This is a genomic window from Lutibacter sp. (assembly GCF_046055765.1).
Classification (GTDB): Bacteria; Bacteroidota; Bacteroidia; order Flavobacteriales; family Flavobacteriaceae; genus Lutibacter.
Genome location: NZ_JASFZF010000094.1, coordinates 1 through 15804 on the forward strand (window position 1 = coordinate 1; position 15804 = coordinate 15804).

13 protein-coding genes are annotated in these 15804 nt (G+C 28.8%); 6 read left to right on the forward strand and 7 right to left on the reverse strand.

Annotation, left to right across the window (positions count from 1 at the left end; all coding sequences use genetic code 11):
• Positions 1–1617, forward strand: a 1617-nt coding sequence (locus QM495_RS09130; RefSeq protein ID WP_408671799.1) for a YiiX/YebB-like N1pC/P60 family cysteine hydrolase, incomplete at its 5' end; no start/stop codon positions are given.
• A gap of 18 nt (positions 1618–1635) precedes the next feature.
• Here the strand turns inward: QM495_RS09130 and QM495_RS09135 are convergent.
• The 5 genes from QM495_RS09135 to QM495_RS09155 form a co-directional block, all read right to left on the reverse strand.
• Positions 1636–4416, reverse strand: coding sequence for a WD40/YVTN/BNR-like repeat-containing protein (locus QM495_RS09135; RefSeq protein WP_408671800.1), 2781 nt, complete (start codon positions 4414–4416; stop codon positions 1636–1638).
• Positions 4417–4567: 151 nt separating this feature from the next.
• Positions 4568–5395, reverse strand: a complete 828-nt coding sequence (locus tag QM495_RS09140) for a universal stress protein (protein ID WP_408671801.1) — start codon at positions 5393–5395, stop codon at positions 4568–4570.
• A gap of 110 nt (positions 5396–5505) precedes the next feature.
• Complete coding sequence (locus QM495_RS09145) at positions 5506–6567, reverse strand: response regulator (protein WP_408671802.1); 1062 nt, start codon at positions 6565–6567, stop codon at positions 5506–5508.
• The gene (locus QM495_RS09150; RefSeq protein ID WP_408671803.1) at positions 6564–7805 is read right to left on the reverse strand and encodes an ATP-binding protein; all 1242 of its coding nucleotides are present in this window, start codon (positions 7803–7805) and stop codon (positions 6564–6566) included. Before QM495_RS09150 ends, QM495_RS09145 begins: the two co-directional genes overlap by 4 nt.
• A gap of 64 nt (positions 7806–7869) precedes the next feature.
• Complete coding sequence (locus QM495_RS09155) at positions 7870–8724, reverse strand: ChaN family lipoprotein (RefSeq protein ID WP_408671804.1); 855 nt, start codon at positions 8722–8724, stop codon at positions 7870–7872.
• 167 nt (positions 8725–8891) lie between these two features.
• Here QM495_RS09155 and QM495_RS09160 point away from each other — a divergent pair, with 167 nt between their 5' ends.
• Positions 8892–10184, forward strand: a complete 1293-nt coding sequence (locus QM495_RS09160) for an aminopeptidase P family protein (RefSeq protein ID WP_408671805.1) — start codon at positions 8892–8894, stop codon at positions 10182–10184.
• Between the two features lie 148 nt (positions 10185–10332).
• On the opposite strand, the gene QM495_RS09165 is transcribed toward QM495_RS09160, so the two are convergent.
• Positions 10333–11655: an aspartate kinase gene (locus QM495_RS09165; protein WP_408671806.1), complete on the reverse strand. Its 1323-nt coding sequence runs from the start codon at positions 11653–11655 to the stop codon at positions 10333–10335.
• Positions 11656–11756: 101 nt separating this feature from the next.
• Between QM495_RS09165 and QM495_RS09170 the strand changes: the two genes are divergently transcribed.
• Both QM495_RS09170 and QM495_RS09175 read left to right on the forward strand, forming a co-directional pair.
• Positions 11757–12413, forward strand: coding sequence for a hypothetical protein (locus tag QM495_RS09170; protein WP_408671807.1), 657 nt, complete (start codon positions 11757–11759; stop codon positions 12411–12413).
• Positions 12414–12420: 7 nt separating this feature from the next.
• A complete protein-coding gene (locus QM495_RS09175; protein WP_408671808.1) occupies positions 12421–13206 on the forward strand; it encodes an alpha/beta fold hydrolase in 786 nt (261 codons plus the stop codon).
• A gap of 3 nt (positions 13207–13209) precedes the next feature.
• Here the strand turns inward: QM495_RS09175 and thiL are convergent, their stop codons facing one another.
• Entirely contained in the window at positions 13210–14262 is a 1053-nt protein-coding gene (gene thiL, locus QM495_RS09180; protein WP_408671809.1) for a thiamine-phosphate kinase, read from the reverse strand.
• 128 nt (positions 14263–14390) lie between these two features.
• On the opposite strand from thiL, the gene QM495_RS09185 reads away from it, so the two are divergent.
• Both QM495_RS09185 and sufB read left to right on the forward strand, forming a co-directional pair.
• The gene (locus tag QM495_RS09185) at positions 14391–14720 is read left to right on the forward strand and encodes a HesB/IscA family protein (protein WP_408671810.1); all 330 of its coding nucleotides are present in this window, start codon (positions 14391–14393) and stop codon (positions 14718–14720) included.
• Positions 14721–14729: 9 nt separating this feature from the next.
• The coding region (gene sufB / locus QM495_RS09190) for a Fe-S cluster assembly protein SufB (protein WP_408671811.1) at positions 14730–15804 on the forward strand (1075 nt) is incomplete at its 3' end.

Here is a 15804-nt window from a genome sequence, read left to right on the forward strand (position 1 = left end):
CTTATTTTATTTTTTTTAACCAGCTATCTTGTTATTGGGCAACTGAAATACAAGACAATCACTCTTGATTTAAAGAATGCAACAAATTCTATTGCAAGTTATTCAACTCCGCCATTCAACATTTTTAGTGAATCTCAAATGATGAGTCATTTTCTAGAAACCCAAGAGTTAGAAATTACCCAATTGTCTAAGGAATTGTTAGAATTAAACAACCATATTTCTACTATTAAGGAAACAAGCTTCCAAGCTTTTTTTATAAATTTTAAAAAATCATTTTCTTCGTTTACAAATTTTAATGCTAAATATTTGTATAAAATTGAATCTTCCATCCAAAAAAGAGCTCCTATTAAGGGAAATGAAATACTATTTATAAGCAATTCATTTTCACTATATAAAAGATACACATTACTAAACCAATCAATTCAAAATTTGTTGATAAAAACCAACAAAAACAAGTTGTCTTCTATTATGTTAGAATCTCAACTTTTACAACTTCAAAATTTTTATTTAAATTATTCCAATTCAATTAAAATTCAGCGAATTAGACGCATTTTAAATGAAAAGAATAAGTCATTTAACATTAAAAAAAATGATTTAAAAAAAATAGTGCGAAAGCAATTAAAAAGGAAAAATTTTGAAGCCATTAAACAACAAATTAACAAAATAATTATTCATACTAAATTCAGCCATTCCGATACCCTTTTTAAAGAATTATCCTCAAAATCTTATAGGAATAGTTTTATAAAAAAAGATAACAAAAAGTTTTCTAAACTTTTTACGAAAGATAAATTTCATAATACAGGTAGAACCTTTACACACTTTTCAAGTAGGTTAATGGGTAATTTTATTGGATTGTTTAAATATAGAAACGGCTATTTATTTAAAAACGATTCTATTTATAATGAACTTTTTAAACGGCTTAAACCCTTAGATATAATTGCTGAAAAAACCGGTTTTTTATTAACGGACAAATTAATTACTGGTCATTTTGGTCATGTCGCCATTTATTTAGGTACCAAAAAACAATTAGAAGATAGCCACTTATGGAATCATCCAGTAATAGTTCTTTTTCAAAAGCAAATTCAAGAAGGTTTTTGTATTATTGAAACCAATAGAAGAGGAACTCACTTAAAAAAACTTAAACAGTTTTTAAATGTTGATGATGTTGCCATTTTAAGAATTACAAATTTTGACCAACTTCCAATAAATTTTAAGCTAACCTTTTTTAATAATTTATTAGGTCAATTAGGGAAAAAGTATGACTTTAATTTTGATGTCGAAACAAATGACAAGCTTATATGTTCAGAATTATTATACGATGTTTTTGGAGCCATTCATTGGCCTTATATGTATTCATTTAATAGATTTATTGTTACACCAGATAATTTATTATCACTTGCTTTATATAAAAGTTCACCCATATCGCTTCAATATTATATAAGTTCAAATAAAAAAAACATTGATAATAAAAACCTCCTCGATTTGGCAAAAAACCTAGGATATACACAAAAAAATAATGGTTTTATTTTTATAGATCCTAAATGTGAAAAAGACCGATTTAAGTACAAAGAACCTTGCACCAAACCCAACAAAATACTTGAATATTCCAAATTTTAACAAAACTATTAAAAACTTTTATTTTACGTCAAAAGGTTTTTCAACGCTTTTTATGTTGTCAAAAATTTTAATTATATAACTTCCTTTTGGTAAATAATAGTTGCCATTTTTAGCCTTTTTAACTTCAATATCCTTTTTTGAAAAATAAGAATCCACTATTTTTTCAGAAATGCTTAAATCATAATCAGTATAATTGAATCCTTGTGTTGCAACCGTGGAGTATTTTTTAAAAACTGTTTTGTTATTCGATAAAATTTCAACCCTATAAATTCCTTCTTTATCAACATAAAAAGGAATCGTTATTTTTGGAGTGTTTGGCTTTAACCATTTATTCCAAGTACTTCCCCAACTTGAAGAATGATTGATAGAAGGTATATCAAAAATTACTATTCCTTTATTTTTTAAGGTTTTAATTTTTTGCAACGGTGCAATATTAGCCTTGTAAATAGACCGTCCGTGAGTACCAACAACTAAATCTTTTGCTTCCTTTTGAATTACTAAATCATGCACTGCAACTTTAGGTAAACCATTAGAAAATACATGCCAGTTTTCACCTTTATTAAAAGTTGTATACACTTCGTTATCTGTTCCTATGTATAAAATATCTTCATCCACAGGGTCTTCAATAACAACATTTATTGGTGAATTTGGTAAATTACTTTGAATGTTTTTCCAAGTTTTACCTTTATTTTCACTTACAAAAATATATGGTTTAAAGTCATCATTTCTATAGCCATTAAATGTAACATATACTCGTTCTTTTTCATGCTGTGAAGCTACCACTCTTGAAACCCATAATTTTTGAGGTAAATTATCTGAAATTCTTATCCAGCTTTCACCACTATTTGTAGTAATGTTTATATAACCATCATCACTTCCAACATAAATTAATCCAAATTGGAAAGGGCTTTCAGAAATTGCAGTTAAAGTACCGTAGGGTACATTTCCTTTTTTACCTCCTGTGGTTAAATCTGTTGAAATCACCTCAAAAGTTGCCCCTTTATCCATAGAGCGTAACAATTTATTTGCACCCATATACAAAATATCTTGATTATGAGGTGATAATAGTATTGGAGTTTGCCAATTATAACGATAAGGTGAATCTCCTAATTCATGAGTTGGGTGAATATTTATACGTTCTTCGGTTTTTAAATTTACGCGGTAATAATAACCAAATTGAGACCCTGAATATACAATATTATGATCTCTATTATCAATTTGAACTTGCATTCCATCTCCACTACCAATCATTTTATACGGATAATCTCCATTACTTTCCCAATCTTTTGATGCTTTGTAATTACTAGGTCCAAACCAAACTCCATTATCTTGCAAACCTCCATACACATTATATGGTTTTTGATGATCTACATTTACTGAATAGAATTGACCAACTGAAGGAGCATTATTTTTTATCCAATGTTCACCATTATCGTACGTAATATTTAAGCCCCCATCATTGCCATTTATTAGATGTCCATCTAATGTTGAATTTACCCATAACACATGATGGTCTGAATGAACATTTTCTTTACCTATTGATGTAAATGTTTTTCCTCCATCATCAGATTTTAATAGTGGGACTCCACCAATATAAATTTTCTGTTGGTTTAAAGTATTTACTGCAATCATTCCGAAATAATAACCATAAGAACTGTACATTCCGTCTAAATAATCTGTATGGGTTTTATGCCATGTTTTTCCACCATCTTCAGATTTATAAACCTCAGCTCCAATAACTTCAGAAGTTAACAACACATAATTTGCATCTTCTAAATAAGTTACCAAATCATTGGGTTTAATTTTCCCTTTTTTAACCGATAATTTTATAGTTGAAGCAGTATATTTTTTAGGAAAATTATTATCTTTTAAAAAAGTGTTTAGTTTTTTATCCTTCAACTTTAAAAATTTGGCTTCATTCATAGTTCTAAAGTCATCTTTTATTAAGCCAATTACTTTTTTCTTTTTTTCTTCTGGTCTTCTAAATTGGTTATCTAATAAAGCATATACCACATTATCATTAAAAGCTGTTAAGCCAATTCTACCAATACCATTCCCTACTGGAAATCCATTTTCTTTGGAAGTAATTTTAGTCCAAGTTGTGCCTGCGTCTTCACTCTTATAAATTGCAGAATTTTCACCATCACCATCAAAATTCCAAGCTTTTCTATTTCGTTCCCATGAAGCTGCATATAAAATATTTGAATTTGTTGGCGACACACTAATATCAATTACACCTGTGTTTTCATTAATAAATAATACATTTTCCCATGTTTTACCACCATCTGTAGTTTTAAAAATACCACGCTCAACATTTGGTGTGTATAAATGACCAACTACACCAACAATAACTTCATTTGGGTTGTTTTTATTAATTATAATTTTACCAATGTGGTGTGAATCTGTTAAGCCAACTTGTTCCCAAGTTTTCCCTTTATCAGTACTTTTTAAAATTCCAATTCCTGCATACGATGAACGCGATGAATTACTTTCACCTGTACCCACCCAAATTGTACTCGTTTTCCAGTCAACTGCAATATCTCCCATATTTTGTGTTGGAGCATTCTCGGCAATTGGAGTAAATGAAGTTCCATTATTATTGGTATACCACAAACCCCCTGAAGCATAAGCAGCATAAAATTCGATTGGATTGTTTGGATTTACATCAATATCAACAATTCGACCACTCATAATTGAAGGTCCAATATTGGTAAAAGGAACATTTTTGACTATTGAATTTTGTGCATTTATTACGAATGAAAGGACTAATAAACCTAAAAGTAAGGAGCGTTTTTTCATGAGATAAAGTTTGAGTTTAGTTGAATTGAATATTTTTTTAAAAACAATCAATTGACTCAAATTTATTATATTATCCTTTGTTATGCTGTAAATAGCTTCATAAATTTTTCTTAAATAAGTAATTTTTTGGAGTTTCCCCTTGATATTAAGGTTAGTGAATAACTAAAAAAGGCGTTTTAAAATAATACTTAATATTTTTTATTTTAGGCCTAAATAATATTTGCTCAAACAAGTTTAAATTTTTGGCTGCCATAACAATTAAATCTACACCATTTGTATCAATAAAATTTTCAATAGTTAATTCAAAATCTTCATTAACTTCCACATGAAAACTATGTGGTTGATTTAAAAAATAATCATGTAATGTTTCTTTATTCCATTGTTGCTCTTTATCCAATTTGTTTATCTTCTTCGTCATATAAACAAAACTAGTTGAAGCTTTGTGAGATTTTATTAAATCTGAAATTTTTTGCAACAATTTAGCTTCTTTAAAGTTTGTATAATCTGTTGGAAAAGCAATCTCTTTAAGTCCACTAAAATGAGCTTCAAATGGTACAACTAAAATAGAGGATTTTAACTTTGTAATAATATCTTCAGAAATAGGGCTTATATTATTTTGCCTTCCTGTATAAGACAATCCATTAGTTCCAATAACAACTAGGTCGATATTTTTCTCTTTAATTTGTGCTCTAGCAGCTTCAATTATATCGATTTCTGCTATTATAGGGAAAAATCTATGAGCACCTTTTAAAGGTGAGTTTGCAACTTTTATTGCTAATTTATCAAATGCTGTTTTAGCATCTTTTTTTTCTTTAATTTTTACTAAACTCCTAGAATTTTTAACAAAATATTCTTCGTGTTTGTTCACACCATTCAACAAGTAAAAATTACAACTTTTATTTTTAAAAAGTGCAAGCGTGTATGTTATTGAATTCCAAGAATTATCTGAAAAATCTGTTAAGATTAATATATTCTTCATTGCCATTATTATTCATGCAAACTTAAACCTTGTAGCTTTAAGAATAAATGACATAAGTCAGTGATTTTTCACGATATCGATTGTTTTTTTATATGAAAATTAGCAATAATTTAATTAATAGCTTCTAACTTTTCAAGGTCTAGAATGCGAATATTTCTACCTTCAATTTCAAGAATACCTTGTTTTTTAAAATTGGTTAGTGTTCTAATTAAACTTTCTGTAGCAATTCCGGCAACTCCAGCTAAATCTCTACGAGATATATTTATACTATTTGAAGGATTATTGCCCATTAAATTTGCAAATTTAAGGATAGTTTTGGCTGTTTTTCTACGCATAGATCCATAAGCCATTTGTAATAATTGTTCTTTAACTTCTGTTAAGTTTTCATTTATTAGCTGAAATATATCTAAAGAGAGTTTATGATTGTTTTCTAAAATTTCTTGTAAAATCTTTTTAGGAACGTGTATAATTTCAACGTTATCCATTGCCATAATTGATTCATAATAATGGGTGTTTTCAAGTATTGCTGATAATCCTAAAAAATCATCACCTTTATGAATATTTAGGATTAGTTCCTTCCCAAATTCATCAATTTTAAAGCTTTTAATTTTCCCTTTGTATATTAAATAAATATTGTTTGAATACTCTCCTTCCTTATAAATAACCTCACCTTTTTTATGCTCTTTTGAAATACCATAATCACAAAAATAATTTTTAAGATCTTCAATATTTTCTAAATTATTTAAAGAATTTTCTTCTTTAATTACTTCATCATTATTAATAATTTCTTTCTCTCTTAATAGTGCAAATTTTGCTAATCTACTACTAATTGCACTTAATAATAATTCTTCACTAACTGGTTTTGTTAAATAATCATCTGCTCCTAAATCCATCCCTTTTCTTACGTCTTTAATTTCTGTTTTAGCAGACATAAAAATGAATGGAATTTTTTTTGTTTGTTCATCTTTTGAAAGAATTTCTAATAATTGATACCCATCCATTTCTGGCATCATTATATCACATAATATTAAATCTGGGAGCATTATTTTAGCTTGTTCTGCTCCACGTTTTCCATTTGCAGCGGTTACCACTTTGTAATTTTCTAATTCTAATATTTCTGCCGTAGTTTCTCTTAAAACTATGTCGTCTTCAATAATTAATATTGTTTTCATTTTTCTTTAATTAATGGCAATTTCACAATAAAAGTGGTTCCTATATCTCTAGTACTTATAAATTTAATATTCCCTCCTAAACTTTCTAAATGCCCTTTTACAATATTTAATCCAATGCCTGTCCCTTCATTTGTTAAGGCATTTTCAGCTCTAAAGTAGCGCTCAAATATGTGTTTTTGATCTTCATAAGGAATTCCAATACCTTCATCTTTTATTTCAAAAATAAACGCATTTGATTTAAACTTTATTTTAAAGTCTATTGTTGTCTTTTCTGGTGAATATTTTATTGCATTATTCAATAAATTTGACAACACTAATTCAACTATTTTTTCATCTTGATAAATATTTAAATCATCAATATTTAGTGGATAATTAATACGTTGACCACTTTTTAACATCATATTCGCATTATAAATTACCTCATTTACTACTTTACTTAACTTAAAATTGGTGAGTTTGTACTTTACTTTTCCAGATTCAAGTCGTTCAATAGACAAAAAATCATTTAAAATTCCATTTAAGTAATATACTTTATTTTTAATTGTAAGCAAATGTTTATCCCTTTTAGCTTGCATCTCGGTTTTTGTATATTTTCCAATTAATATAGCAGCATTTAAAATACCGCTTAAAGGCGTTTTAAATTCATGAGATACAAGTGATAAAAATTTGGTTTTTAATTCATTAAGTTCTTTTTCTTTTTTAAGTGCTTTCTTTAATTTAGATTCAACTTTTACTCTTTTTTCAATTTCATCTTTTAAATCTAAAACTGTTTTATGAAGTTCAGTTGTTCTTGTAGATATTTTTTCTTCTAATAAAGCATTTAGCTCTATTATTTTAGCTTCAGAGTTTTTACGATTAGTAATATCGATTAAAATTGACATTACATACTTCTTTTCACCTATTACAAATGGATTTAAACCAACTTCTACAGGGAATTTAGCCCCATTTTTATGAAGTCCTCGCAAATCTTTATTTTCTCCCATTTGTCTTGCTGAAGACTGTTTGTAAAAGGTTTCATAATGCCCTCCTTTTACTGAATGAGCAACATGATGGTTGGTAGGAATTAAAATATTTAAATGTTGCTCTTGCAATTCGCCTTTGGTGTATCCAAACATTTGTTCAGCAGCAACGTTGGTAGCAACTATTGCTTGATTTTCATCAACAACAATTACTCCTTCAGAAACTGCTTCAAATAAAACATTGAAAACAAATTCGTTTTCATGAAATAAGTTAGGCAATGGTATTTTTTTTAGTTATTAGTAATACCGAAAATAGTAAAAATTTAATTACCTCTTATGGTTGTTAATAAGTTTTTGTCATTGTTGGTGAAACAACAATAATAAAATTGGCTTTTAATTTATTTTCTTTATTTAGTTTTTTTAAATTTTCTTGTTCAACAACACTTACCGTAATTATTTTTAAATTAGGTTGAGCTTGTTTTAAATACCAATAAATTCCTTCAAAATCATCTGAATGATACGAACCATTATAATGTATAAAAAGGTTGTTATTTTTCCTGTTTTCTAAAATAAAATGAGCCATTGTAGCGTCTTTCGCTGCTTGTGCTTTTGGTAAATTATCCCCACCATGGCCACCCATCATCGCTTTCATTTTTACATATCCTGGTAACGAAGCATCGTACTTAATTGGCAGTGGAGCTATCCAAGATTTTTCTTCACTAGAAAGTTTTTCTAAGGCTTCAAAACCACCTTTATAAACTTCACTTGCATACCGTCTAGGAATATTTGCAGCTATAAATTTTAAGTTGTTTTTTTTAGCAAAATCGACTAAAGGTTTATAATCCGTTCCGTGATTTTGCCATAATCTTGCAACGGTATCAAATGCTTTTTGATCAATTTCATCTGCCAAATATTGATTTAGTTGTTTTTGGTTATCAGCCTCAATCATTTCAGCACCAAGCATTAATTTTCTTTGTTTATTTAAATCTACCGTAGTTTCATATTGAAGCCAATGAACAATAGGATTATTATGGTGTTCTCCAAATAAAACGATATCGGCTTTACTCATTTTTTTAAGCATACTTTTATAAGAAACTTTAGCTCCTTTTGTATTGTATAATTTATATGCTGGTTTATTTTGTGACAACAATATTGTTGAAAATGACACAAAAAGGAGAGATACTATTAATTTTCGCATAAATAATATTGATTTTTTAAGAGTTTGATTTCAGCAAATTTATAACTTTGTTGTTGAAATTAGTGCTAAATTTAACAATAATGAATTTAGCCACCCTAAATTTAGTGTGTGAACCTGCTATTTTAGGCATTTTATATCCTATTCTAATAATTTAAAAACTTTAAATAATGAAATATCAACCAATTAATAATCAACTTTTTATTAAAAATAGAGCGAAGTTTACTGCTCAAATGAAACGTAAATCTATCGCTATATTTAATTCTAATGATACTTTTACAACTGGTGCAGATAGCACACTACCTTTTGAACAACACAGTGATATTTTTTATTTAAGTGGTGCTGATCAGGAAGAAAGTATTTTATTACTTTTTCCCGATGCGATTGATGAAAATCATCGTGAAATATTATTTTTAACCGAAACCAATAAACATATTGAAATTTGGTATGGTGCAAAATATTCTAAAGAAGAAGCTAAAAATGTTTCAGGAATTAAAACTGTTTATTGGCTATCTGAATTTAATAAAGTGTTTTTTGATTTAATGACCGAAGCTGACACTATCTATTTTAACACTAATGAACATTACCGTCAAGCTGAAGAACTAGAATCTAGAGAAGATCGATTTATAAAAAAATGTAAAGCAGATTTCCCTGCACATAAATGGGAAAAAAGCAATCAAATTTTGCAAAATATTCGTGGTGCAAAAGAACCTGAAGAGTTAGAAATTATACAAACTGCATGTGATATAACAAATAAAGGTTTTAGAAGAGTTTTACCTTTTGTAAAACCTGGCATTATGGAGTATGAAATTGAAGCAGAATATATGCATGAATTTTTAAGAAATCGTTCTGATGGTATGGCTTACACACCAATTATTGCTTCTGGTTATAGCGCTTGTGTTTTACATTATATTGAAAACAATAAAGAATGTAAAGATGGTGATATGTTGTTGATGGATGTTGGCTCTGAGTATGCAAATTATTCAAGTGATATGACACGAACAATTCCTGTAAATGGACGTTTTACTGACAGGCAAAAAGCAGTTTACAATGCCGTTTTAAGAGTTAAAAATGAAGCCACAAAAATGTTATCTCCTGGAGTTTTATGGGCCGAATATCAAAAAGAAGTAGGTAAATTCATGTCTTCAGAATTATTAGATTTAGGATTAATTAACAAAGTTGACGTGCAAAATGAAGATCCAAATTGGCCAGCTTACAAAAAATACTTTATGCACGGAACATCTCATCATATGGGATTAGATACGCATGATTATGGACAACTTAAATTACCCATGAAAGCAAATATGGTTTTTACTGTTGAACCTGGAATTTACATTCCTGAAGAAAATATGGGGATTAGAATTGAAGATGATGTGGTTGTCCAAGAAAACGGATTCCCAATTAATTTAATGAAAAATATTCCTATTGAAGTTGAAGAAATTGAAGATTTAATGAACGCTTAAATACCAAAAGTCTTTCGACAAGCTCTGACTGACAAAATGGAAACTAATAAGTCACACTGAGCTTGTCGAAGTGTTATTAAGAATACATAAAAAACTCGAAGTAATTACTTCGAGTTTTTTAGTTAACCTATAAAATTTTCATAGAAATTTAAACAACTTCAAAATCAAAAATGTAAGAATTCAAGCTTTTTAACGCTGTTATTTTATCATTTGTATTTACTAATAATGAAATATTATTGTTACTTCCTCCATAAGAAATCATACGAATAGGAATATCTTGTAATACTTTAAAAAGCCTGTGTGTTTCGTGGTGTCTAACTACAGAGTGCCCTACCAAACAAATAATACTTTGATGGTTATCAACCTCAACCATTGAAAATTTTTCTAACTCCTCTACTATTGAAACTAAATTTTTAGCATCATCTATGGTTAATGAAACCGCAATTTCAGAAGTAGTAATCATATCAATTGATGTTTCGTGTTTTTCAAAAATTTCAAAAACTTTTTTCAAAAAGCCATAGGCTAACAACATTCTAGCCGATTTAATTTTAATCGCAGTAATAGTATCTTTAGCTGCAATAGCTTTAATTCCCTCTCCTTTAAATTCTTTTGAAATTAATGTTCCATAAGATTCCGGAAGCAAGGTATTTTTCAAACGCACAGGAATATTAGCTTTACGTGCTGGCATTACCGTTTGTGGATGTAAAATTTTAGCACCAAAATAGGCTAACTCTGCCGCCTCATCAAACGATAAGTTTGAAATTGCATGCGTATTTTCTACAAATCGTGGATCATTATTATGCATTCCATCAATATCTGTCCAAATTTGAACTTCTTCAGCTTTTACAATACCTCCAATTATAGTTGCTGTATAATCACTTCCTCCACGTTGTAAATTTGCAATTTCTCCATAAGCATTTAAGCAAATAAAACCTTGGGTAATATAAATATCGGCTGGTAATGAATCTTGAATTAATCGTTGTAAGTTTTGTTTAATATAAAAATCATCAGGATCATTCGTTTTATCTATTCTCATAAATTCTAAAGCAGGTAATAATTGAGCATTCACTCCTTCCTGATTCAAATATTTTGTAAAAATATAGGTTGATAATAATTCACCTCTTGAAACTATTTTATTATACAATAATTCCGAATACTTTTCAAAAACACCTTCTTTTAAAAACTCAAAAACTAGATAAATATAATTTTCAACTTCCTGTTTTATGTTACTACTTTCAAATAATTCATATAAAACTTCCTGATATTTTTGTTCTAAAATTTTAATTCTTTGAATTGCTTCTGAACTATTATTATTTTTTATAAACTCTGAAATTTCAACCAATGCATTAGTAGTACCAGACATTGCTGAAAGCACTACTATTTTTTCTTCGCCATCCGTTATAATTTCTTTTACGCGCTTTATATTTTTAATTGAACCGACTGATGTACCTCCAAATTTTAAAACTTTCATTCTTTTATATTTAATTCAGTAAAATTAAAATGAATTCTTTCTTTATACGTTTATTTAAAAATTATATACTAATTTTGCACAAACTGTTAAATATTTAACAAATGAAAACCATTGCAACATGTGTTGAAGAAATCTTAATTTCACAACCTTTTTTAGAAGATGCTTTAACTCGTAATATTTTAAATTACAGCGCTTTAGCTGAAGAATTAAGAGATGAAATTTCTAAAATGCTACGAAAACCTGTAAAAGCAGGAGCAATCATGATGGCGTTGAGAAGATATTGCCCACCTAAAGAAATGGCAAATAAAATAAAGCTAAATAAAGCACTACAAAATTTGGGTGATATTACTGTTCGATCAGATCTTTCAGATTATACGTTTAAAAACTCAAATAGCTTAATTAAAGGACATTTAAAAATGTTGGAAGTTCTTAAACAAGATCCCTATGTTTTTTACACATTTACTCGTGGTGTTCATGAAAGTAATGTGTTAGTTACTACAACTTTAAAAAATCAAATAGAAGAAAGTTACAAAAATGAAGTTTGTACAACTGTTCAAGATCATTTATCGGCTATTACCATTGGTTTACCTAAAGAAAATACCAAAATTGCCGGATTATACTATCAGTTTTTTAAGCGTTTAGCTTGGGAAGGAATTTCATTATACGAAGTGGTTTCAACCACAAATGAGTTCACTATTTTAGTTGAAGATGATAATGTTGATAAAGCATTTTCAGCAATAAAAAGTTTAAAAAATTAGAAATAAGATGTACATTCTGCATAAAAATACTATGGTTCATTTTTCTTCAATTGGAAAAGGAACTGCTGTTGTTTTACTACATGGATTTTTAGAAAATAGTACCATGTGGACTATTATTTCTAAAAATCTCTCCAAAAAATATCGGGTTATTTGTATTGATTTATTAGGACACGGAAAAACTGAAAACCATGGGTATGTTCATACGATGGAAAATCAGGCTGAAATGGTTAAAGCTGTTTTAAATTACTTACGTTTACGAAAATATATACTAATTGGTCACAGTATGGGAGGTTATGTTGCTTTAGCCTTTTCAAAATTATTTCCTTCAAACATGAAAGGATTATGTTTAATGAACTCTACTGCGTTAGCAGATTCTGAAGAGAAGAAATTAAATAGAAATAGAGCCATTAAAGCCGTAAAACAAAACCCAAAAATATTTATAAGAATTGCTATTCCAATGCTTTTTTCTGAAGGAAATAGGAAAATATTTACTTCTGAAATTAAAGAAATTACTATTGAAGCTTTACGAATATTACCTCAAGGAATTATTGCAGCACTAGAAGGAATGAAAATTAGAAAAGACCAAACTTCAATTTATAAAAATGCAAAATTTCCAATTCAATTAATAATTGGAAAACAAGACCCCGCGTTAGACTATACATCATTAATAACTCAAACTAAAAACACAAAAGTACAAGTTGTTGAATTTCCCGACGGACATATGAGTCATATTGAAAATAAAGATGAACTTACCAGTACACTAACTTCATTTATAAAAAGTTGTAATCAATAATTTTTAATCCTTTTTAGTTAAAGAATTCCAACCTTGAGCCGTTAATTGTATTTGTTGATTTGCTCTAGTTACCAAATTAACACCTTCGCTTTCATGTGTAATATGTCCAATAACTGTTAAATGTGGGTTTGCTTTTATTTTAGGAAAATCTTCTTGTGAAATGGTAAATAACAACTCATAATCTTCACCTCCGCTTAAAGCAATTGTTGTACTATTTAATTCAAATTCTTCACAAGTAGCAATTACTTGAGGATCTAGAGGAAGTTTTTCTTCATATAAATTACATCCAACTTTAGATTGTGTACAAATATGTAATATCTCAGAAGAAAGACCATCAGAAATATCAATCATTGAAGTCGGTTTTACGTCTAAATCTTTTAATAATTTTACAATATCTTTCCTCGCTTCGGGCTTTAATTGGCGCTCAATTAAATAATTATAATCCGTTAAATCTGGTTGAGAGTTTGGGTTTACTTCAAAAACTTGTTTTTCACGCTCTAGTACTTGCAATCCCAAATAAGAAGCTCCTAAATCTCCTGTAACTACTAATAAATCGTTTTGTTTTGCTGTATTTCTATATACAATATCTTCTTTTTCAATTTCACCAATTGCAGTAACGCTAATTAACAATCCTTTGGTTGAAGATGTGGTATCTCCGCCTATTAAATCAATATTATATGTTTTACAAGCTAAATGAATACCTTCATATAATTCTTCCAATGCTTCTAACGGAAAACGATTTGATACAGCAATAGAAACCGTAATTTGTGTTGCATTACCATTCATTGCATATACATCCGACAAATTTACCATCACCGCTTTATACCCTAAATGTTTTAAAGGCATATAACTTAAATCAAAATGAACACCTTCAATTAATAAATCGGTAGTTATTAAAACTTGTTTTTCTTTCAAATCTAAAACTGCAGCATCATCACCAACACCTTTAATGGTAGAATTATTCTGAATTTTAAAATTTTGTGTTAAATGATTTATCAACCCGAATTCCCCTAATTCAGATAAACTGGTACGTGTTTGGTTTTTGTCTTCTATCATTTTGCAAAGATATTAAGTTTATAAGTAACAACTATAGCACTATTGATTATATTCATCTTAAAACTTTGTAAAAAACAAATTATTGTAGCTATATTTGCACTTATTTAGAATTAATCTACTTAAGCAATATGATTAAAGTTTCAGACATAGCAAAAAAGAAAGTTGTAGAACTTATGAGTGAAGATGGCTTCCATCCTACCAACCATTATGTTAGAGTTGGTGTAAAAAGCGGTGGTTGTTCAGGACTTTCATACGAATTAACTTTTGATAAGGAACAAAAAGAGGGTGATACAATTTTTGAAGACAATGATGTAAAAATTATTGTAGACAAAAAAAGCTTTTTATACCTTGTTGGTACAACTTTAGAATACTCTGGAGGGTTAAATGGAACGGGATTTGTTTTTAACAACCCAAACGCACAGCGCACTTGTGGTTGTGGAGAAAGTTTTTCACTTTAAAATATTAAGATGAATAAATTTACCGAAGACGATTTAAAAAAAGAACTCGAAACTAAAGAGTACGAATACGGTTTTTATACAGATATTAAAGCTGATAAATTTCCTGTTGGTTTAAATGAAGATGTTGTTATTGCCATTTCTAAAAAGAAAAATGAACCCGCTTGGATGACTGAATGGCGTTTAGACGCATTCAAAATTTGGAAAGAAATGGAAGAGCCAGAATGGGCAAATGTGAACTATGAAAAACCGAAATTTCAAGAAATTAGCTATTATTCTGCACCTATTCAAAAACCAAAATTGGATAGTTTAGATGAAGTTGATCCCGAATTATTAAAAACCTTCGAAAAATTAGGAATTTCTATTGATGAGCAAAAACGACTGTCGAATGTTGCCGTTGATATTGTGATAGATTCAGTTTCGGTTGCTACATCCTTCAAAAAAACATTGAATGAAAAAGGTATTATTTTTATGCCTATTTCTGAAGCAATAGAAAAACATCCTGATTTAGTTAAAAAATATTTAGGAACAATTGTTCCAAAAACAGATAATTTTTATGCTGCTTTAAATTCAGCAGTATTTTCTGACGGTTCGTTTTGTTACATTCCAAAAGGCGTTACTTGCCCTATGGAATTATCAACTTATTTTAGAATTAACGAAGGTGGAACTGGTCAATTTGAACGCACATTGCTAATTGCTGATGAAGGAAGCTATGTGAGTTATTTAGAAGGATGTACAGCTCCTGCTAGAGATGAAAATCAATTACACGCTGCTGTTGTTGAATTAATTGTTTTAGAGGATGCTGAAATAAAATATTCAACGGTTCAAAACTGGTACCCAGGTGATAAAGAAGGTAAAGGTGGGGTTTACAATTTTGTAACAAAAAGAGCTCTTTGTGAAAAAAATGCCAAAATTTCTTGGACTCAGGTAGAAACTGGAAGCGCCATTACTTGGAAATATCCAAGTTGTATTTTAAAAGGTGATAATTCAGTAGGTGAATTTTACTCTATTGCTGTTACAAATAACCATCAACAGGCAGATACAGGTACCAAAATGATTCACTTAGGAAATAATACTAAAAGTACCA

Bases quoted from the DNA above. Each gene is read 5' to 3' on its own strand.
- QM495_RS09145 (WP_408671802.1), bottom strand. From the start codon at position 6,567: ATGAAAACAATATTAATTATTGAAGACGACATAGTTTTAAGAGAAACT.
- QM495_RS09155 (WP_408671804.1), bottom strand. From the start codon at position 8,724: ATGCGAAAATTAATAGTATCTCTCCTTTTTGTGTCATTTTCAACAATA.
- QM495_RS09135 (WP_408671800.1), bottom strand. From the start codon at position 4,416: ATGAAAAAACGCTCCTTACTTTTAGGTTTATTAGTCCTTTCATTCGTA.
- QM495_RS09175 (WP_408671808.1), top strand. From the start codon at position 12,421: ATGTACATTCTGCATAAAAATACTATGGTTCATTTTTCTTCAATTGGA.
- QM495_RS09165 (WP_408671806.1), bottom strand. From the start codon at position 11,655: ATGAAAGTTTTAAAATTTGGAGGTACATCAGTCGGTTCAATTAAAAAT.
- QM495_RS09170 (WP_408671807.1), top strand. From the start codon at position 11,757: ATGAAAACCATTGCAACATGTGTTGAAGAAATCTTAATTTCACAACCT.
- QM495_RS09185 (WP_408671810.1), top strand. From the start codon at position 14,391: ATGATTAAAGTTTCAGACATAGCAAAAAAGAAAGTTGTAGAACTTATG.
- QM495_RS09160 (WP_408671805.1), top strand. From the start codon at position 8,892: ATGAAATATCAACCAATTAATAATCAACTTTTTATTAAAAATAGAGCG.
- QM495_RS09140 (WP_408671801.1), bottom strand. From the start codon at position 5,395: ATGAAGAATATATTAATCTTAACAGATTTTTCAGATAATTCTTGGAAT.
- thiL (WP_408671809.1), bottom strand. From the start codon at position 14,262: ATGATAGAAGACAAAAACCAAACACGTACCAGTTTATCTGAATTAGGG.